This window comes from Halogeometricum borinquense DSM 11551 (assembly GCF_000172995.2).
Classification (GTDB): domain Archaea; phylum Halobacteriota; class Halobacteria; order Halobacteriales; family Haloferacaceae; genus Halogeometricum; species Halogeometricum borinquense.
The window spans coordinates 155,401-177,650 of the sequence record NC_014732.1; the positions used below are offsets into that span (position 1 = coordinate 155,401).

The window sequence follows — 22,250 nt, forward strand, 5'->3', positions numbered from 1 at the left end:
GGTCCGCTTCTGATGTGCCGACACAGCGAACGACCGACAAGCGGCGACAGTGGACTGATATCGTTCCCGCGAATCGCCTCACGCAGTTCGGTGTTGTCGTCGTATTCGGGCTGCTCGTACTCGCGGTGTTCGGGCCGATGGTGTCTCCGTACGATCCGGTCGAACAGCATCTCCTCAACCGACTGCAGCCTCCATCGCTGGCACATCCGCTCGGAACCGACCAACTCGGCCGCGACGTACTCACGCGCCTCCTCTACGGTGCCAGATTATCACTCGGCATTGCAGTCGCTGTGACGGCTGTGCGACTCGTCGTCGGAGCGGCAGTCGGTCTCGTCGCCGGTTACGCTGGCGGATGGGTCGATGAGGCGCTGATGCGACTCGTAGATACGTTGCTCGCGTTCCCCGGCATCATCCTCGCACTCGTTATCGCTGGGATTCTCGGCCCGAGTCTCGTGAACATGATGCTCGCGCTGGCGGTGGTTGGCTGGGCGTCCTACGCCAGGTTGGTTCGGAGCAGTGTTCTCTCGCTTCGAGAACGGGAGTTCGTAACCGCTTCGAGGCTCCTCGGTCGCTCCCGGCTACACGTCGCTACGTCCCACTTGATTCCGAACATCGTCGCACCCGTCGTCGTTCTCGCCACACTCGATATCGGTGGAGTCATACTCGGGACTGCTGGGCTGTCGTTCCTCGGTCTGGGTGCCCAACCACCGACACCCGAGTGGGGGACGATGCTCGCGTCGGGGCGAAACTACCTGCGCCAAGCGTGGTGGCTCGTCAATGCTCCTGGCATCTGTATCATGCTCGCTGTCCTCGGATTCAACCTCCTCGGTGACCGACTCAGAGAAACACTCTCGCCGACCCAGTCGGCACAAATCGAGCAGTTGTGACTGAGACACTACTTCGCGTCGAAGACTTGCACACGCGCTTCGACACTGACCGTGGAACTGTCCACGCGGTTGACGGTGTGACATTCAGCGTCGATCGCGGAGAAATAGTCGGTCTCATCGGTGAGAGCGGGAGCGGCAAGTCCGTTACCGCACAATCGATCCTCCGACTAGAAGATCCCGGGCGGATCACGGACGGAACGATACGGTTCGACGGAACCGAGCTAACTACCGCTGACGAAGCGACGCTCCGCCGAATTCGGGGGAATGAAATCTCGATGGTCTTTCAGGATCCGACCGAGACGCTGAACCCGGTGTTTTCGGTCGGTGAACAGATTGCCGAAGCGGTACGAATACACGAGACCGACTCTCGGCAGCGTCTTCTCGATTTTCTCGGCGTGCCGCTATTTCGGAATCGTTCGGCGTGGGCAGACGCACGCGAACGCGCTATCGAGTTGCTGGAACAGATGGATATCCCGAACCCGGAATCCCGCTCGTCGGCATACCCACACGAGTTCTCTGGTGGACTGCGTCAGCGTGCGGTCCTCGCAATTGCATTGGCGAGTGATCCCGCGTTACTGGTCGCTGACGAGCCGACGACAGCGCTGGATACGACGACCCAAGCGGATATTCTTCGGCGAATCCGCGCCCTAAGAGACGAGCGCGGAATCGGTGTCCTCCTCATCTCTCACGATATCGGCGTCATCGCACAAACCTGTGATCGCGTCGTCGTCGTGTACGGCGGGCAAGTGATGGAAGCCGGACCAGTTGATCAGGTGTTGACCGACCCGGAACACCCCTACACCCGAACGCTTCTCGACTGTTCGGTCCGAAATAGAGCGCCGGGCGAACGGGTTCGCTCAGTCGAGCGAACGCCCGTCGATTCTATCGGCGGCCACAAGGGATGTCCGTTTGCTGACCGGTGTCAGCACGCGACGTCGGCGTGTCGCGCGGGACAAATTCCAACCATCGAACTCGATGCTGGACATCGAGCGGCCTGCGTAGAAGCACCGCTTGCCACGGATCAACCGTCACCGCAGCGGACGGAACGGACAGTACCCGATGGGGGTGAGACGAATGACAGACCAGGAATGTAACGTGAACGGATCACAACCGAGAAGGCCGGTTATCGAGTTACAGAACGTCTCGAAAGCGTTCTCGTCGGATCGGTCGTTCCTCGATTTGCTGCGGGACGACGAGCCACCAGCCAAAGCCGTCTGTGACGCTTCACTGGCCGTTCGAGACGGTGAAACGGTTGGGCTCGTCGGGGAGAGCGGATGCGGTAAATCTACCCTCGCAAAACTTCTCACTGGCCAACTGACACCCGATCACGGGCAGGTTCTTCTCGACGGCACCTGTGTCGGCGGATACAGCGACCGGTCTCCCGCTCAGCGTCGTCGCATTGGTGTCGTGTTTCAGCACGTTCGGCAGAGTTTCGATCCGCGGTGGCCGATCAGTCGGTCACTTACCGAGGCGCTCGATGACTCGGGGACTGACACCGAGGACGGATCGGATCTCGACGGGATTGATGGCTTGTTGCAGAGTGTGAGTCTCCCCTCACACATCGCCGACCGATATCCGCGAGAACTGTCCGGTGGCCAACTCCAGCGTGTCGCGTTGGCACGAGCGCTGGCGCATAGCCCTGACGTGATCGTCCTCGACGAGCCGGTGTCTGGTCTCGACATGGCGACGCAGGCGACGATTCTCAACTTGCTTGAGGACGTACAACAGCGATTCGGCGTCGGATACGTGTTCATCTCACACGATCTCGATGTCGTCCAGTATCTCGCAGATCGGCTCGCAGTCATGTACGCTGGCGAAATCGTCGAAACCGGGCCAGCGAATGAACTGTTCCGGCATCCGAGTCACCCCTACACCGAAGCGTTGCTCCGCGCAATTCCGAGCGATGACCCTCGGGACGAACATCCGACTCCGCTTCGCGGTGATCCGCCGGATCCCGCTGACCGACCGGCAGGGTGTCCGTTTCATCCGCGTTGCTCCGCTGCGACTGCAGAGTGTGCTGAGCGCCACCCTGACTTCGAGATGATCGGAAACGCACGTGTCCGGTGCCTTCACGCGCCGGATGCGACGAGCGAGCATGGGAGCGAGCATGGTGACGATGAACGAGCAATTTCTGAACTGCAATGACTGAGACACACGAAACGATGACTGACAGCTACGATATCGCAATCGTCGGCGGCGGCCCTGCTGGCTCGGCGGCCGGCGTCTTTCTGGCTCGCGCCGACTTTGAGGTACTGCTCTTTGACCACGGACAATCGACACTCCAGAAGTGTGCATTCCTCGAAAACTACCTTGGTTTCCCGGCCGGAATCTCGCCGACGGACTTCCGGGAACTGACCCGCGAACACACCGATGCCGTCGGTTGTAACCGCCTCGAAGCAGCCGTAGAACGCATTTCGGAAACGTCCGACGGCGGGTTCCGCGTTCACAGTCGGGAGGGGACGTACGGTACTCGGTACGTCCTCGTCACGTCGTGGGCGGAGACGGACTACCTTTCTCCGCTCGGCGTTGAGACGGTTCCGGAGAAACACCCGGGAGAGGTCCAAGTAGTGATGACGGACGACGATGGAGAGACGACTGTTGATGGAGTCTACGCCGCAGGCCGGGTCACAGAAACGTATCATCAGGCGATTGTGAACGCTGGTGACGGAGCGCGGGTCGCGCGGTCCATCATCGAACGCGAACGGCCGGAGTTCTATAACGATTGGGTCGTCCCAGAAGGGTACTACGAACGCTACGATAGGGCTGTCCCAGCAGGCGTCGAAGAGATATCACACGAGGAACGCCGCGAACGCGAGCGACGGGCCGCCAAGAAGATGGCAGCGTTCTTCAACAAGCATCAGTAGGTTCTTCGGTGATGTTTGTGACGTTGCCGTTTCTACTGCTCGTTCGCCGTTCTGTCAACTTATATTATTCATTTTATAGACACAATCCCAATATCTCGGCTTCGATCTGATATGTAGGCCGTCAACGGCCTTCACTGGCCAACAGCCTTCACTGAAAGTAAGACATCGACTCACTGGCGTGTTCGACGGTCTCGTAGGTGTCCGGTGCGTCCTCATACTCGTAGATCAGCCACTCGATGTCGTACTCTCTTACAGCCGAGGCGACGCCGGCGAGATCAAGGTCTCCCTCGCCGACTTTCGCGGGGCTCCCGGTTTCGGTGTCGTAGTCCTTGACGTGCAGGAGGTCGATGCGGTCGGCGTAGGATTCAACAAGTGAGAGCGGTTCCGCACCGGCAGCGCCAGCCCATCCGAGATCGAGTTCGAGACCGACCTCCGGTGCGTTCTCAGCTAAGATTTCGAGCGCGTACTCGTCATCGAGTGTGACGAACTCGTGGTCGTGGTTGTGATAGTGCAAACTGTAACCGCGCTGGTCAAGCTTGGCTGCAATCGCTGAGAGGCGTTCGGCTAGTGCCTCGATTGTCTCGTGCGTCTCGAAGTGTTTCGGGTCGGCCCACGGAACGACGAACGTCTCGATGCCAAGCTGGCTCCACACATCGACAGTCTCCGCGAAGTTGTCTTCGAGAGATTCGAGTCCGACGTGAACGCCCGCCACTCCGAGATCCGTTCGGTCGAGCGTATCGGCGATGTCGTCGGCTTCGTCGAGACGAAAGAACTCGACACCGTCGAGATCGGTTTCGGCCACATGTTCGAGAATCGTCGCGGTATCGTCGTCCAGTTCGTGAACCGAGTATAGCTGAATAGCTATCTGTGCCATGCGTATGCTCTCTATCTGCTCGTACTTCACTGCCGCTTGTCGAATGTGACGGTCACGTAGCCGCCGAAGTTGAGGATGACGTTCTGTGCGAAATCACCGAACAGCGCCTTTCCGGTCGGCGAACGCGACTCCCCGACGATGAAAGCGTGGTCACAGTCGTGTGCTGCGCCCGTCTCGATGAGGCGGTCTGCGCGTCTCTTGTCCGACGTTACCGAGACGGCGACGTTGAAATCGACATCGAACTCTTCGAGCACTACCTCCGCTAGCTCTCGGGTGTTTGCCGTTACTGCCTCCGTCACCTCGTCGGCCGTGTAGTTGACGTTCTCGATGTTGCCGATCGTCTCTAGCGTCTCGATCTCCTGCTCGTACGTTTTCTCGTCGAGAAATCGCAACAGTAACAGTTCGGCATCGGCACTTTCGGCGTGCTCGGCGGCCTCACATAACAGTTCTCGATGCGATTCGGTGTCGTCGATAGTGACCACTCCACGGTCCATGCTACCAACGATTTGTTGAATTGAATATAAATCCACCGGGTGAGCGAAGAACGACCGCCAGCGTCGTGATTCCGTCGTGAGATATCACGATAGCGGTCGGGTGCTGTGCGGCTAGTCGTCGGCCGTGATCGCCGCTTCGTCTGCTTCGAGTTCCGGGCTGTTCCAGTACTCGTGGTCGTCGTGCATGCGGAAGCAGGTGACCGACTGATCGCCGACCGTTGTCGCCGCCGGATGCTGCTGCTTGCAGACTGCACGTGCCTCGGGGCACCGCGTGTGGAATCGACACCCAGCGGGTGGATTCACCGGATCTGGGATGTCGATTTTCCGCATCGGCAGGCGACCGGTCTTACGCTCCGAGAGGTTCGGCGTCGCCCAGCGTAACACCTTCGTATACGGGTGTTGTGGATCGTTGATGACATCCTCTGCAGGGCCGAACTCTGCGAGTTCACCGAGATACATCACGCCGATTTTCCCGCCGCCGTGCTGGCTGAAGTACCGGGCGTTCGAGAGATCGTGCGAGATGAACACGTACGACGTTCCGAACTCCTCTTGCAGATCGAGCATCAGGTCCATCATCTCGACACGGAGCGAAACGTCGAGTGCGCTGATCGCTTCGTCGGCGAGGATCACGTCTGGGTTCATCAACAGCGCTCGGCACAGTGCGACCCGCTGTTGTTCGCCGCCGGAGAGTTGGTGCGGATACCGCTCGGCGAAGTCAGCCGCCGGATTCATTCCGACGCGTTCGAGAAGCGAATAGATTCGTTCGCGCTTCTCACCTGCGCTGAGTTCCGGGTGCGTCTGCCGAAGCGGTTCCGAGAGGATTGCAATCAACCGGCGGTTGGGGTTCAGTGAACTCCCCGGATCCTGATGGATAATCTGCAGTGACGTTCGCACGTCCTTCCAATCGATATTCGCGTCGCTCGTGCCGTCTCGGATCTCCCACATGTCGTGGCCACGGTAGTTGATCGTCCCACCAGTTGGTCTCTGCAGGCCGATAACGCTCTTTCCGAGCGTGGTTTTTCCGCACCCGCTCTCTCCGACGAGCGAGATAACGTCGTTCTCCTCGACATCGAAGCTGACGCCATCGACGGCACGAACGACGCGTGGATCGGAACCGAAGTCGAAGAGTCCACGCTCGTTCTCGAAATGCACTTCGACGTCGCGGAGCGAAATCAGCGGTTCTTCTCGAGTAGTCGGTCTGGTCTGTCTCATCAGTCGTCACCTCGTGCGGGGGTGTTGGGGTTTGCGCTGACTGAGGCTTTGTAGTTCAGTTCGATATCGTCGCGGGCTTGTTGCCAGTGGAAGCACGCGGTTCCATGGGCTTCACCCGTGTCGTGGAAGTGCGGATCCACACTGCGGCACTGTTCGTCCGCGAGCGGACACCGCGGATGGTACGAACACCCGCTTGGGACGTTGATCGGTGCGGGACTTTGGCCCGCTATCGGACGCATCTCTTCGAGCGGCGCGTCGAGATTCGGTGTCGAGTTCAGTAGCGCCCGAGTGTACGGGTGGGCCGCGTGGTCGATTATTTCGTCGGTTGGGCCCGCCTCGACAAGATCGAATGCGTACATAATGGCCATTCGGTCGGCCAGCGCCGCGACGAGCGGCAGGTCGTGGGTGATAAACACCATCGTCAGATCGTACTTCTCTTTTAGGTCTTCGAGCAACAGCAGTATCGAGCGCTGCATCAGCAGGTCGAGCGCCGCAGTCGGTTCGTCCATCACCAAGATGTCGGGTTCGAGGACGATGCTCAACGCGATCAGCGCACGCTGTTGCATCCCGCCACTCAACTCGTGGGGATACGAATCGAGAACGCGCTCCGGGTCGAGATAGACGTCCGCCAGTGCTTCCCGTGCCCGACTCATTCCCGCTTTGACGTCGGCATCGTGCGCCTGAATCGTCTCGCGGAAGTGCGCGCCGACCTTCATCGTGGGATTGAATGAACTCATCGCTCCCTGGAAGACCATCGAAATCTGCTCCCAGCGCATCGACCGCAACTCGTTTTTGTTGAGTTCGAGAATGTCGATGTCGGTGTCAGAATCGGGACGGTAGATAATTTCGCCCTGTAGCACGCCGGGATCGGGAATCGCATCGAGCATCGCCTCCGCGAGCATCGACTTGCCGGACCCGCTTTCGCCGACGATACCGAGGATTTCCCCCCGCCCGAGGTCGAGACTGACGTCGTTGAGAACGAACGAGTTCCCCTCGTCGAACGTGACTGACGCGTTCCGAAGCGAGAGGATTGGATCATCGACCGACAGACTGCCATCGAGTTCTTCCCGTTGGTTCGCCATCAGGTTAGCACCCCCGTGACGGTGTCCTCTTCGTCGCCTTCTGCGGTCGATGTGGACTCACCGGCGAGACGTGTCCGAACGCGCGGGTTGAACACGCGGTCGAGACCCTGCGCGAGAAGGATCATCGCAAGCGAGAGGCCCATGATTGCGACCATCGGAGCGATCAACCAGTAAGCGAGCGACGGGAGATAAAGCGCACCGCCGGTCGTGTAGGCGAGATTCAGCGTGACACCCCAGTTCAGCGTCGAGAACGGGAGAATCCCGAGGAAGTACAACCCGACGGAGGCGAAGATCACGTACCGCGCAGCGTTGACGAAACTGACGAGTACGTACGGCATGAGGTTCGGGATGATATCTTTCGTCAGGATACGAGTCGTACTGACTCCCATCGTCCGCGAGGCTTCGACGTAGGAATTTCCGCGGATGGTCAGAACTTGCGAGCGGATCGCACGACCGAGGCCTGCCCAGTAGTTGATGGTGATGAGGATCCCGATCAGTATCGGATTCTCGGGACTGAAGACGACCGCGAGAACCATGATAAGCGGAAGTCCGGGGATGGACATCGCAACGTCGGAGGCCGAGGTCAGCAGACGGTCGATTGATCCGCCTTTGTACCCCGCGACAGTTCCGATCACGAGCGCGATGCCCGTCGCCCAGATACCGCCGGCCGTCACCATAATCAGCATATCCGGCGTCGCGTGAATGATAAGCGCCGCAAGGTCTTGTCCGGTCGCGGTGGTCCCCAACGGATAGTTCAAGTTCTGGAGCGGTGGAACGAATCGCGGAGCCTGATTCGTCGATGGATATCGCCAGACCCACGCACCGACCGTTCCCATGAGGATGTAGACGACGAGGAGAAGCGACCCGATTCGCGTCCGCCAATCGCTCCACGCGACGAGTCCCGGTTTGTAGATGAACTCTTCGTAGAACTCGCTGAGACGCTCGCGTCGGCTGGTCTCGACGCTAGAGCTAGTTTCGAAGGTGAACTCACTTCCGTCAACTGTGTCTGTGTCAGTATGTTTCACTAGAATCACCTGCGCTAACGCGGGGATCGATGATGCCGTACGTGAGATCCGCAATGTAGACTGCGAAGACGAGCGCCGTGGTGATGATGAGGAAGATGCCCATCATCAACGGGTAGTCTCGCGCCTGCAACGCGTTGAACATGTACCAGCCCACACCGGGATATTTGAAGACGCGTTCGAGGATAACCGAGCCACCGAGGTTGAATCCGATGAGTGTGAGAAACGACGTGTACATCGGGAGAATCGCGTTTCGAGCCACATACCGAAGCGAGATGCGGTTATCCGAGAGGCCACGAAGGCGGGCGACGCGGACGTAATCCTCACCGAGAATCTGGATACTGTTACCACGCATCGTCAGCGCCTGCACGCCCGCCTGCGTGATGACGATGGAGATAATCGGAAGCATTGCGTGTTTGAGAGCCGAGACGAAGAACGTCAGCGACAGTTCGGGGTCCACGCCCGACGCGACTTGGCCGCCGGTCGGGAAGACGTTGAGCTGATAGCCAAGAATGTAGACGAGTACGATGCCGAGAATGTAGAAGGGGAGCGACGACAGGATGATCGACGTGACGCTCATCGCGGAGTCGAACCGTGATCCCTCTTTGTAAGCCTGCAACGCGCCGATCACCACACCCACTGCGAACATGAGGATCGTCGCCGTGACCATCACGAAGATAGTCCAGGGGAGTGCCTCGGCGATGATGCTGGTAACCGTCCGGTCGTACGTCATTGACTTGCCGAGGTCCCCTTGTAAGAAGCTCATCAGGTAGTCGAAATACTGGATATACACCGGTTGATCCAACTGCACGTTCTGATACACCGAGACCAGTTCGTTCACCTGATCGGACGGAATGCCCTGCCGAAGGAGTTTCGCGCGAATCCGAGTCAGCGGTCCGCCGGGGAGGAGCCGAATCATGCCGAACGTGAGAGTGATCACTAACCAAACTGTTAGGATCGCACGGCCGGTTCGTTTGAGATAGTACGAGTTCATGTGTTTCAGTAGCGTTGATGAGGTTGCTCCGTTACTCTCCTGCGTACGTCATGTCCCCTTGGCGGGGGAGCCAACTGCACGGCCATTTGGCGCTGTATTTGTCAGAACCTTCCGGCGGGAGATTCCATCCCTTACTACTGATCCACGATTGATTCTGTTTCTCGGCGATGGGAAGCATCGGAAGCTCCTGGTTTGCGACCCATGCGAGGTCGCGGATTTGAGTTCTCACTTTCTCTTCGTCAATCGTCTGTGCCAGTTGTTTGACCGCCGGTTTTAGCTCGACTGTTTCTGTGCCCGATCCGGTGCGTGACGGGACGGTGAGTTCTTCCGTGCCCGAGAAGCCCCACGTAATCGATGAGCCGGAACTCCCCGAGTACTCGGGGGTGAGTTGATGAGCGATCGGGAAGTACGGGAATGCCGAACGAGCGCCACCGGGCAACCAGTAGAACGAAGCCAGTGTGAAGTTCCCGTTGGACCAATCTTTCAACACCGTTCCGAAGTCCTTCGAGACGAGAGAGGAGTTGAAGCCAAAGGAGCTGAGTTGGTCGGCGGCGGTCTGCGCCGCGGTAACCCAGTCACTCCAGCCGCTGGGGACGAGAATGGGCAACTCGACGACACTGCCGCTGCTGTCTTTCCACTGACCGCCCTCCTTAGTGAGTCCGGCTTCCTCGAACTTCGCCTCGGCCTTGCTCGTCATCGTCTTGTCTGCACCGTAGGATTCGAACGTATCGATTTCGTCCCCGAGATACCGCTCCTGTTGGCTGGCGGCGATTGCCGTCGGTATCTCCGGGTAAATCTTCGAGTTCGGCGCTGCGTTGTTGACGATCTGTTTGCGGTTCAGGACGTACATGATTCCCTGCCGCATCTCCCGTTTGCCGAGGGGGGATTTGTTGTAGTTCGGCGCGAGACCGTATCCCCAGTTTGACGGGGGCTTCCCGACGCGCCAGTGGTCCGGAAGCTGATCAACGATACGCGAGGGCGTAAACAGGGTATAAGCCGCATCAACTTTCCCTGATAAGAGCGCTTGCCACGTGGCCTGATTCCCGCCGGTGTAGTTCGACCGGTACCGTTCGAAGTTGATATTCTCCGCGTCGGGATGATCCGGATTACGGGTGTAGATCGCCTGCTGTTTGTCTGCGGACTGTTTCTCGAATGCCCCGCAACCGAGCGGATCGGTCGGCGCGAACTCAGTGAGTTCCGCAATCGCCTTGTTCTCCTCCTCTTCGGACTCCGCTTCTTGAATTTTCTTCAGGTACTCTCCGTAGACGCTGTGCGGCACCGACGTGTAGTTGTACGCGATGGTGTGCTTGACGATAGTCGGATTCGTTTCCTGTGCGAGATTGATCACGAGTTTCGTATCGCCATCCATCTCGACCGACTCAGCGTACTGCCAGAGTTCCCCGCCGGTGTACTTCTGGAGTTCGAACTGCGTCTTGATGTCTCGCGACGTGACCGGGTCCCCGTTGAACCACGTCAGTCCGTCACGAATCGTGATCGTCGCCTGCTCGGGTTCGACTGTCCAGTCGGAGATTGCGTAGTGAATGAACTCGCCCTTCGCGTAGTTGAACTGCACGAAAAGGTCGAATACGTAATCGAGTCCGATCTGCGTGTAGTTGTTGGGATTGTACGGATTGAACTGGACGTTCTTGGGGATGAGGAAGTTAACGCCGTCCAGTTCGGCATCGTGAACCGTATCGCTACTACTCGGATCTGTGTTCGAACTCGTTTCACCATTCGTATCCGAGGTCGAACCGTCTTCTTGATCAGTCCCGCCCGAACAGCCGGCTAACGCGGTTGCTCCGGAGACGCCAGTTAATTCGATGAAACGCCGTCGGCTAACGAGGCTACTATAGTCTGCTTGCTTATTCGCCATGGTTACACCTACCAATCGAAGCATGGCAAATAAGCATTACGCTAACAGGTCACAATACCATCTCGTTCGTCTCAGCACCTGTCCGCCTTTCGTACGGATATTATACGACGAACCCGCTTCGTACGCTCGCCTCACCGGTGAGGTCGTTCCTCGAAAGCCCCGAGGCGAACACTCTTGATGAAGGAGGCAAAGTGAACTTCATGAAACTGCCTGCGAAGTTCGGCTCTATCGTGTGCGATTACCAAGACCAGTTGCGGATCGGATTCATGCTCGGACTCCTCCTCCTCGTCTTCACGGTTCTTTCGTTCCCCTTCATCGAACCGGGGACTGCAGCGTACGCAATCATCCGTATCGATTTGATTCTCGTGTTGTTTCTCATCGTTGCCACTGGTGGCGCACACTGGTGTTGCATCCGGTACCGACAGCAGGTAGGAGAGTTCTCGACGAGTTGATTGACGGGGGCAGACGGTCGTGCTATGCCCGTTCACGATCTAGCCAGTCGGCCGTCCGCACGGCCAGTTCCCGAAGGTCGCCGTTGTCGTACCGTTTTGCTGCGCTACGGAGTGGTTCAACGGCAGTCGCGGAACCGATGTGCCCGAGCGCCGTTATCGAGCGTGCTGCCACGACCTCGCTTTCACTGTCGAGACACTCGACGAGCGGCGGAACTAACGCCGCCGTGTCAACCGCCTCCATCTGACCGATGCGCCCGAGAATCTCTGCGGCACACGCGACAACGTTCAGGTCTTCGGCCGTGAGCGCATCCATGATCGCAGGTGCGTACGGTGCGATAGCGGCCGGATCACGGTCGGCAATTTCGATGAGGAGATTCCCCGCGGTCGCTTGGACGCTGTACTGCTGGAACTGCTCACCGTGGCTGACCGCAGCGAACTGCCTTTGAAGCGGGTCAGCCATCGTCCCGGTGAGTTCTGTCGCCTCGCTGGTCGGGTCAGTGATGTCGGCTCTGAGTGCCTCCAGCAACGGCTCGGGGTGACTGGTGAACCACTCGGGATGCTCGGCACCGATTGTCTGGACAGCCTTTGCGGCGAACAGTTGGACTCGTGGGAGGTCGTGAGTCAGCAATGTCGCCAACGTCTCCGTTGCCTCATTCAGTTCTGTCGGTTGCTGCTGTGCGACGACGTTCAGTACCGTAACCGCTTTCAGCGCGACGTTGACGTTCTCGTCCCGCGCAGCCGTAACAATCGCCGGAAGGAGTGGAAGAACCACCTCGACATCTTCATCTGCGAACGTCACACAGACTGCGGCCGCGCGGTCGCGGACGAGATTTTCGTCGTCGGTTAACGCCGCCCGTAAGGTGGGAATAGTAACGTCTCCCGGCGAGACGTCGTCCACATCGAGTTCCGTTATCGACTCTGTAGTGCTCATCGCTCTCTCTGAGAGAATCGTATCAACCCAAATATAGGTGATGGTCAAATCGGAAGAACAGATGCGAATCGAAAGCGGCCCCGTCGGTCACCACTCGGCGACGCTTCCGTCCGGATGCCGCCAAATCGGATTGTGCCAGTCAGTATCGTCCTGCGCTCGCGCGGCGATGGTGTCTCTGTCGGGCGTAATTCCGAGTCCCGGCTGGTCAGTCGGGATGAGATAGCCGTCTTCGAACTCGAATCCCGAACCGGCGAGGTAGTTCGATCCGTTGTTTCGACGGCCGGATTCGATATCGAAGCCTTGGTCCTGAACGAGAAGGTTCGGCGTGGCGGTACTCACCTGCAACGAGGCGGCGAGTGCTATCGGGCCGAGCGGACAGTTCGGTGCAACTGCGACGTTGTAGGCTTCGGCCATGCTGGCGATACGGCGCACTTCCGAGATGCCGCCAGCGTGTGAGACGTTCGGCTGGATGACATCAACTGCGCCGTCCTCAAAGAGCGGTTTGAAATCCCACCGCGAGTACATCCGCTCTCCAGTGGCGATGGGCACAGTAGAATGCGTCGCAACGTTCGCCAACTGATCGCTGTGTTCCGGGAGTAGCGGTTCTTCGACGAACATCGGCCGAACGCTTTCGAGTTCGGACAGCAACTGCTTTGCCATCGGCTTCGCCACGCGTCCCCGGAAGTCAACGCAAAGGTCAACCTCATCGCCGATTTCCTTCCGGACACCGCTGATCCGTTCGACGATTGTGTCGATGGCCGCTGGCGTGTCGATGTGCGCTGTTCGTTCGGTCGCGTCCATCTTGATGGCCGTGTATCCCGCGTTGACGAGTTTTTCTGCTTCTGCGATGAGGTCTTCCGGGCGGTCGCCTCCAATCCACTGATAGACGCGAACCTTATCGCGCGCTTTCCCGCCTAAGAGTTCATAGACCGGCGCATCGTAGCGTTTTCCTTTAATGTCCCAGAGGGCTTGATCGATACCTGCCATCGCACTCATCAAAACGGGACCGCCGCGGTAGAACCCACCCCGGTACATCGCTTGCCAGTGATCTTGTATCCGTTGAGGGTCCTTCCCGAGAAGGTAGCCGTCCATCACCTCAGTCACTGCGGTCTTGACGGTCTTCGCGCGACCCTCAACGATTGGTTCTCCCCACCCGACTAGCCCATCGTCGGTTTCGATCCGCAAGAAGAGCCAACGGGGCGGGACTTCAAACAACTCGTAGTCGGTGATTTGCATGTGTTCGTCATTTAGCGTGAGAGAGATAAGGGTCGGGGTGAAATATCGGTCTGGACAGCGAAATAGTGTCCACAATAGATGGACACAGTGAGTTCCAGAGCAATCTACTGAACCGCGACGGCAGAACTGTCGGCAACATGTCCATAGATAGTGAACAATTATATTGGTTGGCCGTAAGTTGCTGGTACGATGAAGGCCTCCAACACAGCGATGGTGGGTGCGACGGAGACATCCTTCGATATCCTCCAAGCGCTTCGAGAGCTCGGTGGCGCAGGGGTTACCGAGACAGCAGAGCACCTCGACATTCCGAAGAGTACCGCTCACAAGCACCTCCATACGCTGGCACAGTTAGGATACGTTACGAACGAAGACGGAACGTACGACCTCGGACTCCTGTTCGTCGGACTCGGGCAGTACGTTCAAGCGAACAGTGCGTTGGTCCAAGCGACGGGACCGGTCGTCGAGCGTCTCGCTGAGACGACCGAAGCGGTGGCCGGATTCTTTGTCGAACGCGGCGGTCGAGGCTTCGAGGTGAATCAAGTCACCGCTGGAACATCCCGCGACCTCGACGGCGGCCTCTCGAAATACCTCCATTCCACTGCGCCGGGAAAGGCAATTTTGGCGAAACTTCCCGACGAAAGAGTTGACGAAATCGTCGATCAACACGGCCTTCCGGCTCTGACGCCGCATACGATCACAACGCGGTCAGCGCTCGAAGACGAACTGGCGCGTATCCGGGACCGAGGAATCGCCTTCGACAGAGAAGAAAACCGAACAGGAATGCGAGGCGTCGCAATCCCGGTCGTCCACGACGGCATTCGAGGAGCGATGTACGTCGTTGGCCCGCAACGACGGTTGACAGGGAAGTGGTTCAACGAGAATATCCCGGGAATCATCATCAGTTCCGTCAAAACCGTCGAACAACGACTCCGCGAGCAGGACTGACGATGGTACGTGGATAGCCACCCCGCACATTACAGAACTAATTCTGTAATCTTGTGGCGGTTTTGTCGGAGACCAGTTTCGACTGTCAAGGAGTTCGCCTCGTGTCCACGAGTCGTGGACGAACTGGATAGGTTTCCGTGGTATGGGTCACGAGTGAGTGTTCTCACGCTGTGCTGGTCTCCTGAGACATAGTTCATCCACGCAACGTGGACAACCCTCGGCGTCAGTACTGGTGGTTCGAGAATGCGCTATATGACCTGATACGACTGAATACCCACCCTTCACGGTTGTTATGCGGTAGATTTTTTATCTCGGTTTGATACTGTTTGGTATGACAACTAGTGTCGAAAGGCTAGTCAGTCGAGAGGAGATATTCGAGGGTATCGACGTTTGGAATCGTCAGCATCCCGACTTTCGAATCTCCGACGCACTTATCGAGCAGAATCTCTTTGCACCGCTTCCGGATATCGAAGTCCGTTGCTATGGTGGATATGATGAACACGAACTCGTTTCGTTCGCGGTCCTCAAACAACTCGACAGTCCAGTACGGGAATTTGAGGACACTGACACGGCGTGGCTTTCGTTGTTCGCATTCGAACCAGACTCCGAACGAGCGCGAACACTCAGCAAAGATCTACTGACGACCGTCGTGGATAAACACGTCGCCGCTGACCACTCAACGCTACATTTCGGCTGTAGCCCCCAGAACTTTGTGTCTGGAGTTCCGTCAACGTTCCCGGAACCGTATCGAAATGTGCTTCGTGATGTTGGGTTCGAATCCCAACAAACAGTGTACGATCTGAGTCGAGCGATTACGAGGTTCGACGACCCGGCTACCGTAGAGTCGGTCGGACGCGAATTGGAGACGCTCCGTGTAGAACGGGCTACTGGATCCGAGGCAGATCTGCTGTCGTTCCTCGAAGATCAATTTCCGGGGCGCTGGTACTACGAAGCGCGCAATATCTGTCGTATCCCCGGTGGAGCGGCCGACTACTGGCTGCTCCGCTGGGACGGTGATGTTGTTGGCTTCGCTCGTAGTAATCGCTGGGATGGATCGTATCGGGGACCGAACGTCAACTGGGGATGGCGTTTGTCCAACGTGTACTGTGGTGTTGGCCCGCTCGGGATCCACGAAGAGCAGCAAGGTCGCGGATGGGGGTTGTTCATGATCACGAAAATCGTACAGCGGCTGAAACAGGACGGATACGACACGATGGTTATCGACTGGACCGATATTCCGGGATATTACGAAAAGCTCGGGTTCGAAAGATGGATCTCTTACGAACGAATGGCAAGAGAATAGAATGCGCGAAATCAGTCTGTGTCTCTCAGTAACAGTAATACCGAATAAATATAATTAGACTTTTAGATTTGGTGCGAGTTTGTGAATTTCGGGATCAGATAGGCAAGTGGATACATCCCAAATATTGGAAACATATACAAATAGATTAGCCACACACAGCCACAATTCTTAATTATTAAGTATGTATATTGTTCGAATACTATCTGCTGGTGAGAGATAGCTCGAAAACCCGAGTACTGTCTGCAAAGTAGTAGTATTGAGCAGATATACGACCAGATAACGATGGTACTGGGTGAAATAGCCCTTTCTCAGAGGGTTGTCGGTCGTTTCGGATTCCAATTATAGGTTGAACAGGCGCAATACCACGCCGTTCACGGTGTGGATACGCGCCGTCACTTGTGGTGACGGCCACCGTTGAAATGCTTTTCCGAGTTCCCTACCGTGATGTTTAACTGACAGGCGAGCGTAGTAGCCGATAGGAATCGGTCGGAACGGAGCGGATTCCGAACCGTCCTTCGGAGGCGGCCTGTCCGCCCATGTAACGAGGCAGTATCCGAAAGGGCAGTCGGTGAACGCACATTCCAGAAGAGTGTGTCGACGTGCCGACTGCTGAAAGCGAGCACCACGATACCCCCGACTCCACTGACACCTGCTGGCGTCCCTGTGGCAAAAACAACACTGGGACGCCGTACATGGTCAAGGATAGGGGTAACGGCCACTTGGCATGGCCAGCAGTCCACCAGTCCAACACCGTGGGACTACCCGTACCCGAAAGGGCTGGTAGTCCGCCGATTGGACTGCGAACCTGAAACTCCCACCGCTCGGGATTCCTCCGCGTTCACGCGGAGGAGGATGTCAAACTCTCACTCTACTCTACGGCAGTAATCTGGAGATGCTTTCCGGGAGCTACGTAAGAACACAATTCTCTATAAGTCCTAGTTGTACTGCATGATTATCCAGCATTCGTTTCCAGAGCGGTAGCTTCCAATTGGTATAGAGGTGTATTCTAACACCTGTAATAGGAGATACAGATGATGCGGAGAGTTCTAACACGTAATAGAGGCACGCATCGAATCAGAACCAACTCATGGCCTGATAGCACACAGAGGTCGGCAGTAATTCGAATATGAACCGTGTTCTGTGTGATGTCAGACAACAGTGGTTATCTCAAGAGGAACATATAATACAGTACTCCCAATTTAGAAACCGCTCAAACAAACGAGTAACCGGCTGTCTGTCCGAATCGGACAATTCTGTACAGACATCTTGCTTGATAAAGAACTCGACAGCTACTCAGTACAAACCGCATCCTTTTTGTTTTAGGTACCCCTAAAATCTGGTAATGGCCGCTGGAACTCAGTCATACTCCGAGGAAATCTCGGACCCAGAACACCCCTCGACCCCCGAGATATCTGTCTGTGAGAGCTGCCCCGGCAAATCAGTTTTCATCGAAGACGGGAATACCGACGGCTGGATCTCCAGCGACATGACTGTTGACGTAACTCGGTGAGTAACTACAATGTCCGACTCAAACGAAAGTGCTGACACGGAAAGCGAACGAACGACGATTCGGTCCGGACGTGAGTTCGAACAGGAGTACCGCCTTGACGCGAGCGAAGCGGGGAAATTTCTAATCAATCTCGGCGAACAGCTTCGCGATGAAGACGAGCTAACGATTTCCACCGAAAAGTGGGAGCTCCCGTTTGCGTTCGGCGAGCCGATCGAGTTGGAAATTGATTTTGACGGAGTTGGGGATCCCGAACTCGAAGTCGAACTGTCGCTACCGGGACGAACCGATGAAAAAGCGCCTGATATAGAGTAGCCACCGTAGAAGCTTCACTTCGTCGCGGATTCGAGCACGAGCGTGTCGTCTTCGAGGTAGTGGTCGATGACGTGCGCGTGTTCTTCTATGTCCATGAGTTGCTCTCGGAGCATCTCACCGGTTGCGTAGTCGCCAAGGCCCTCGATGAGTTCGATGTGTTCTCTGTAGCTCTCGATGATGTCACCGTACATTTCGAGGTCGTTCGAGAGCGACGTCCGGATGTCGTAGACATCCTCGTCTTCGGCTTCCACCGTTGCGGCCTCCGAGAGTGCGGTCATACTGGCGTGTGGGACACCACCGAGCGTCTGAATCCGTTCGGCGACATCGTCAGCCGCGTCCTCGACGTCCTCGTAGGCTTCCTGGAGGAAAATGTGAATATCGCGGTGTTCAGCGCCCTCGACGTTCCAGTGGTGTTTGTGTAGTTGGTGGTAGAGGACGTACGCGTCCGCGAGGTCGGTGTTCAGCGCGTCTACAATCTGTTCTACTTTGTCTTCATCGAGTCGTACAGGGTTCTCGCCAACGGTTCCTTCTTGACGGCGAACGGTCTCTTGTGTGCTCATTGCACGCAGTTGTTGGTTCGGAACCCTCTTAATACTTTCATCGATCAAACAATTTTTCGCGTTGCCTAAAACACCACAATCGTACAGTAAATTGGTCTGTGGCGGAGTCTAGTGTATTCTCGAATTCCATGTGTCGATATTTCGAGTGCAATACGGTACGTTGATCGGGAAATGTCGTATCATCTTGGAACTCACAGATTCACGTTCAGCGTTCCGATTCTCGGACGTGCAATCAACAGGAGTTCCGACTGGGGGGATTGCAGGGCCCGAAGAACGGGAGCGAAATACTCGCAAACGAACTTTCCAGTCTCTACCACCGGCATCACTCAAGATCTTACTTACATTCTGGATAGGCCTCATCTGCCTGAACGCGGTCTTTGGCAGCGAGTTCAAGATAGGGCTTCAAAGCGTCTGCCCTCTCTTCGAGTTCGATCAGTTGTTGGTCTGCATCGAACGTAAGTACACCAGCGTCATTGAGTTTCGAGAGGTGCGTATGGTAAAGAGACGTGACCGTTCGCTCACGATCCTCAGCAGTCGTCGTCTCGCACGCAACGAGTTGGTCGGCTAGTTCTTGCAGCCCGATAGTACCGGCATGATCCATGAGAAATCGTAGAACGTCGCGTCGCTGCCTACTTATGAGTAGGTCAAACGCTGTATCTGGAGGAAACGCATTGCTGTGTGTATCTGGCTCTGACCAGTCTCTCTCTCGTTCGGTCATTATATCGTGTGTTATCTGGGACCGTCGAAAGTTGGGTTACTAGCGTACTAGCGATAGCGGATTGAATAGTCCAGTTGGGCAATAGATGTAGTGCTTCAGAGTGATCGGAGGGTATGCAGTCAGAGAGGAATGCTCAGTCTCGCTGCATCACAAAAGAAGCACCGAGTGACCTATGATTCAGTATTGAGATCTAATCCGCCGACTGCATCTTCCAGCCCATCCGCGTCAGTCGACGTTTTGACGTACTCAGAAAGAGATTGGTGTTCGTGATATTCTTCTAGGTCGTCAGTCCGCTGGAGACGAGATTCGTTCTGTTGCTCTGTTATCGTTGATTCGCCAGTAATCGCAACGAACAGATCGCGGTACTTCTGACTCCGCTGTTGCTCGGTCGTTTTTTCGCTCATTATCCCACCACGCCCCCGAGCGCTTCGATTCTCACGGAGATGTTGTAGGTCACTTGGTAGTCAAGGCTGTTCTGGGAGTTGTTCGTTATCTCGGCGTTGAGTACTGAGTGAGGCTGGTAGTTGCTCATTGTGCCAGTCTCACATCCGCAGAGGACGAAAATATAGACAATATCTAGAAGACTAGTGACCCACCGATGACCACTCGTCTGATAACGTCAGCCACACCTAGTCGAACAGTCCAATCTCATCGATCTGTTCCAGAACCTTCCGAGTCGCCTTCCGCACGTGGAGGTAGAACGTCGGTGACGTGATCCCGAGCGCATCGGCGAGTTCATCACCGGTCGAACAGCGTGGCGATTCGAAGAAGCCGGCGCGGTAGGCGAGTTCCAGAACCTCACGTTGGCGGTCGGTCAACAGTTCGTCAAGTGCGTCCTGTGTGAGATTGATCGACCGAACTGGGCGGTCAACCGAACGCTTGGCGATGAAAGTCGTATCCGGGTACGCTGCTTGAATTCCGGAGATGATCTTGCGGCTATCCGCATCCGGGGCAATCTCTCCGACAACGGTTTCGTCACCGCTCTCGATGATTGCGGATGTCACAGTCGCACCGTATTCCAGCAGCGTCGTCACCGGTGACTGACTCACCTTGTATTCGACCGTGCCGGACGTTCCGGTCGCATCGACGACACGGGGATTTTCGACCACCGGCGAGGACGAGAGCTTCGTTGCTACCGCTTCGGGTGACACTCCATCAACCGACGTATAGCAGAGGTATGCGTTTTCAGAGGTGGGTACGATTGTTTTGAGTTCGAGCCGACAGTCGAGTTCCTCGCTTACCCGAACGAAGATCGATTCCGCACTTGACGTCTTGAACTCCAGTTCGACGACGGTATCCGTATGAAGGAGCCGTTCGTTCTCTGCGGCGTAGATTGCGTGCCCGATACGTTCCCCGAGTTCACGAAGCAATCCTTGCTCGTATTCGTCAAACGCGTTCGGCCGGTCCGAGTAGACCCCGATCACACCGTAAACAGTTCCATCAAAGGCAACCGGGATGGCGGCTGACGATTGATATCCACCATCGAGCGCATTCTTATGCAACGATTCCGATAACGGATCAGTGAGGATATTCCGGGCTGCTTGGACATCGCAGGAGTGGACGGCCCGGCCGACCGGTCCCCGAACCGAGTCACCCTCGTTAGTTGTCACCGCAAAGTCGTCGAGACACTCGTCTTCGATTTCAGCCCACTCCTGTGGGGTCACTTGTTCACGTTCCGGAATATAGTCGCCGTACCACGCAAACAGGTAGGCATCGGACGCCGCTAACTGCTCGCAGACCACCTGTTCGATTTCGTCTCGTGTTGGGGCCTGCGCGAGCGCTCGATTGAGGGGGCGAAGGCTGTCTGTGATTTGCTTAACGCGTTCGAGTGCGACCCGTTGCCGTTCGAGTGTGCGCTCGCGCTCTTTTTGGTCGGTGATATCAGCACTCACTGCGACGAACCGCTCGATCTCTCCGTCATCGTCTGTCACTGGCGCGATCGTCTGATTAACGACGTATCGTTCGCCGGTCTTCCGCTGATTGGTCACTTCGCCCTGCCACACCTCACCCGAACGGATCGTTTCCCAAAGGTCCGCGTAGAACTCGTCGTTGTGCTCTCCGGAGCTAAGAAGTCGTGGCGTCTCGCCGCAGGCTTCTTCCTCCGAGTAGCCGGTGATATCCTCAAACGCTGGATTAACGTACTCGATGGTACCATCTGTATCAGTCATATAAATCGAGTGACCTGCTTGCTCAACTGCCTCGCGGAATGCCCGCAATCGCTCTTCGCGTTCCTTACGTTCAGTGATGTCCTCGGCGACGCCATCGATGTAGACCTCTCCCTGTTCTTCCCGCCTGATCGCCGTGATTGACGTCCAAATCGTCTCACCTGTCGCAGTTTGTACTTTCAGTTCTTCGTCCGATATAACGCCGTCCTCACGTAGCCGTTCCTGGAAGATCTGCCGCTCGTCTGGATCGGCGTAGAAATCCGCAGGGCCTTGCTGGAGGAGAGCCTCCATCGACGTGACGTCGAGCATCTCTCGTAACGCTGTATTCCCCTCGACGAAGGTGCCACCGGAACAGGCCTCCGTTCGGTAAATTCCCTCCGGGAGGTGCGTAATTATATCTTCGTAGCGCTCGAGTTCGTTCCGGCGTTTTTCTCGGTCGGTGTTGTCCCGGAGTATCCCCGTGAAGAGCCGTTGGCCGTCGTGGCTGTGTTCTCGAAAGCGAATTGAAACTGGGACCTCGTGGCCGTCTTTGTGTCGCGCTGGAAAGTCAACGTCGTCCCAGTCCATCTGGCGTTCGCCTGTTTCGATGTACTGTTGGAACGCCCGCGTGTGCTGTTGGTCAAGTCGATCAGGGACGAGCGTGAGCAGCGGTTGGCCGACTAGCTCGTTCGGTTGGTACCCGAGGATACGTTCGACTGCCGGGTTAGCAAAGACGATTGTGCTGTCTTCATCTACTGTGAGAAGACCCTCCGATGTGTTTGCCACGAGCGCTTGACAGAACTCCGTGGCATCGACATCGAGAGGAGATGTAGTAAA

At 56.7% G+C, this 22,250-nt stretch carries 22 protein-coding genes; 8 read left to right on the top strand and 14 right to left on the bottom strand.

The window, feature by feature from the left end; all coding sequences use genetic code 11:
* The first annotated feature begins 14 nt into the window (after window positions 1–14).
* From nikC to HBOR_RS18930, 4 genes are read left to right on the top strand one after another with little or no spacing between them, the layout of a single operon-like run.
* Complete coding sequence (gene nikC / locus HBOR_RS18915; RefSeq protein ID WP_006055868.1) at window positions 15–887, top strand: nickel transporter permease; 873 nt, start codon at window positions 15–17, stop codon at window positions 885–887.
* On the top strand, window positions 884–1,981 hold the full coding sequence (locus tag HBOR_RS18920) for an ABC transporter ATP-binding protein (protein WP_006055869.1): 1,098 nt from the start codon (window positions 884–886) through the stop codon (window positions 1,979–1,981). The genes nikC and HBOR_RS18920 overlap by 4 nt, the downstream gene beginning before the upstream one ends.
* Window positions 1,962–3,032, top strand: a complete 1,071-nt coding sequence (locus HBOR_RS18925) for an oligopeptide/dipeptide ABC transporter ATP-binding protein (protein WP_006055870.1) — start codon at window positions 1,962–1,964, stop codon at window positions 3,030–3,032. Before HBOR_RS18920 ends, HBOR_RS18925 begins: the two co-directional genes overlap by 20 nt.
* On the top strand, window positions 3,029–3,751 hold the full coding sequence (locus HBOR_RS18930) for an NAD(P)-binding protein (RefSeq protein ID WP_006055871.1): 723 nt from the start codon (window positions 3,029–3,031) through the stop codon (window positions 3,749–3,751). The genes HBOR_RS18925 and HBOR_RS18930 overlap by 4 nt, the downstream gene beginning before the upstream one ends.
* A 148-nt stretch (window positions 3,752–3,899) precedes the next feature.
* Here the strand turns inward: HBOR_RS18930 and HBOR_RS18935 are convergent, their stop codons facing one another.
* From HBOR_RS18935 to HBOR_RS18965, 7 genes are all read right to left on the bottom strand, one after another.
* Window positions 3,900–4,625, bottom strand: a complete 726-nt coding sequence (locus HBOR_RS18935; protein WP_013440822.1) for a sugar phosphate isomerase/epimerase family protein — start codon at window positions 4,623–4,625, stop codon at window positions 3,900–3,902.
* Between the two features lie 26 nt (window positions 4,626–4,651).
* Entirely contained in the window at window positions 4,652–5,119 is a 468-nt protein-coding gene (locus HBOR_RS18940; RefSeq protein ID WP_006055873.1) for a universal stress protein, read from the bottom strand.
* A gap of 111 nt (window positions 5,120–5,230) precedes the next feature.
* The gene (locus HBOR_RS18945) at window positions 5,231–6,331 is read right to left on the bottom strand and encodes an oligopeptide/dipeptide ABC transporter ATP-binding protein (protein WP_006055874.1); all 1,101 of its coding nucleotides are present in this window, start codon (window positions 6,329–6,331) and stop codon (window positions 5,231–5,233) included.
* The gene (locus tag HBOR_RS18950; RefSeq protein ID WP_006055875.1) at window positions 6,331–7,413 is read right to left on the bottom strand and encodes an ABC transporter ATP-binding protein; all 1,083 of its coding nucleotides are present in this window, start codon (window positions 7,411–7,413) and stop codon (window positions 6,331–6,333) included. The genes HBOR_RS18945 and HBOR_RS18950 overlap by 1 nt, the downstream gene beginning before the upstream one ends.
* A complete protein-coding gene (locus HBOR_RS18955) occupies window positions 7,413–8,438 on the bottom strand; it encodes an ABC transporter permease (RefSeq protein WP_006055876.1) in 1,026 nt (341 codons plus the stop codon). The genes HBOR_RS18950 and HBOR_RS18955 overlap by 1 nt, the downstream gene beginning before the upstream one ends.
* Window positions 8,425–9,429: an ABC transporter permease gene (locus HBOR_RS18960; protein WP_006055877.1), complete on the bottom strand. Its 1,005-nt coding sequence runs from the start codon at window positions 9,427–9,429 to the stop codon at window positions 8,425–8,427. Before HBOR_RS18960 ends, HBOR_RS18955 begins: the two co-directional genes overlap by 14 nt.
* 31 nt (window positions 9,430–9,460) lie before the next feature.
* The gene (locus HBOR_RS18965) at window positions 9,461–11,302 is read right to left on the bottom strand and encodes an ABC transporter substrate-binding protein (RefSeq protein WP_006055878.1); all 1,842 of its coding nucleotides are present in this window, start codon (window positions 11,300–11,302) and stop codon (window positions 9,461–9,463) included.
* Between the two features lie 200 nt (window positions 11,303–11,502).
* Here HBOR_RS18965 and HBOR_RS18970 point away from each other — a divergent pair, with 200 nt between their 5' ends.
* The gene (locus HBOR_RS18970; protein ID WP_013440823.1) at window positions 11,503–11,754 is read left to right on the top strand and encodes a hypothetical protein; all 252 of its coding nucleotides are present in this window, start codon (window positions 11,503–11,505) and stop codon (window positions 11,752–11,754) included.
* Window positions 11,755–11,776: 22 nt separating this feature from the next.
* Here HBOR_RS18970 and HBOR_RS18975 read toward each other — a convergent pair whose 3' ends face one another.
* Window positions 11,777–12,685, bottom strand: a complete 909-nt coding sequence (locus tag HBOR_RS18975) for a HEAT repeat domain-containing protein (RefSeq protein WP_006055880.1) — start codon at window positions 12,683–12,685, stop codon at window positions 11,777–11,779.
* An 87-nt stretch (window positions 12,686–12,772) separates the two neighbouring features.
* Window positions 12,773–13,921, bottom strand: coding sequence for a galactonate dehydratase (gene dgoD, locus HBOR_RS18980; protein ID WP_006055881.1), 1,149 nt, complete (start codon window positions 13,919–13,921; stop codon window positions 12,773–12,775).
* Window positions 13,922–14,110: 189 nt separating this feature from the next.
* Between dgoD and HBOR_RS18985 the strand changes: the two genes are divergently transcribed.
* From HBOR_RS18985 to HBOR_RS18995, 3 genes are all read left to right on the top strand, one after another.
* Window positions 14,111–14,866, top strand: coding sequence for an IclR family transcriptional regulator (locus HBOR_RS18985; RefSeq protein WP_241432382.1), 756 nt, complete (start codon window positions 14,111–14,113; stop codon window positions 14,864–14,866).
* A 331-nt stretch (window positions 14,867–15,197) separates the two neighbouring features.
* The gene (locus tag HBOR_RS18990) at window positions 15,198–16,169 is read left to right on the top strand and encodes a GNAT family N-acetyltransferase (RefSeq protein WP_006055883.1); all 972 of its coding nucleotides are present in this window, start codon (window positions 15,198–15,200) and stop codon (window positions 16,167–16,169) included.
* Window positions 16,170–17,688: 1,519 nt separating this feature from the next.
* Window positions 17,689–17,991: an amphi-Trp domain-containing protein gene (locus HBOR_RS18995; RefSeq protein WP_006055710.1), complete on the top strand. Its 303-nt coding sequence runs from the start codon at window positions 17,689–17,691 to the stop codon at window positions 17,989–17,991.
* A gap of 14 nt (window positions 17,992–18,005) precedes the next feature.
* Here HBOR_RS18995 and dpsA read toward each other — a convergent pair whose 3' ends face one another.
* The 5 genes from dpsA to HBOR_RS19015 all read right to left on the bottom strand — a co-directional run bounded on the left by dpsA (window position 18,006) and on the right by HBOR_RS19015 (window position 22,199).
* Window positions 18,006–18,551, bottom strand: coding sequence for a DNA starvation/stationary phase protection protein DpsA (gene dpsA / locus HBOR_RS19000; protein ID WP_006055711.1), 546 nt, complete (start codon window positions 18,549–18,551; stop codon window positions 18,006–18,008).
* 334 nt (window positions 18,552–18,885) lie between these two features.
* Complete coding sequence (locus tag HBOR_RS19005; RefSeq protein ID WP_449271618.1) at window positions 18,886–19,269, bottom strand: DUF7344 domain-containing protein; 384 nt, start codon at window positions 19,267–19,269, stop codon at window positions 18,886–18,888.
* 170 nt (window positions 19,270–19,439) lie between these two features.
* Window positions 19,440–19,673: a hypothetical protein gene (locus HBOR_RS19010; protein ID WP_006055713.1), complete on the bottom strand. Its 234-nt coding sequence runs from the start codon at window positions 19,671–19,673 to the stop codon at window positions 19,440–19,442.
* Window positions 19,673–19,801 carry a hypothetical protein gene (locus tag HBOR_RS20505; RefSeq protein WP_006055714.1) on the bottom strand — a complete coding sequence of 43 codons (129 nt, stop codon included), beginning with the start codon at window positions 19,799–19,801 and terminating at the stop codon, window positions 19,673–19,675. The genes HBOR_RS19010 and HBOR_RS20505 overlap by 1 nt, the downstream gene beginning before the upstream one ends.
* 97 nt (window positions 19,802–19,898) lie before the next feature.
* Window positions 19,899–22,199, bottom strand: coding sequence for a PAS domain S-box protein (locus HBOR_RS19015; RefSeq protein WP_049890761.1), 2,301 nt, complete (start codon window positions 22,197–22,199; stop codon window positions 19,899–19,901).
* Window positions 22,200–22,250: the final 51 nt, after the last annotated feature.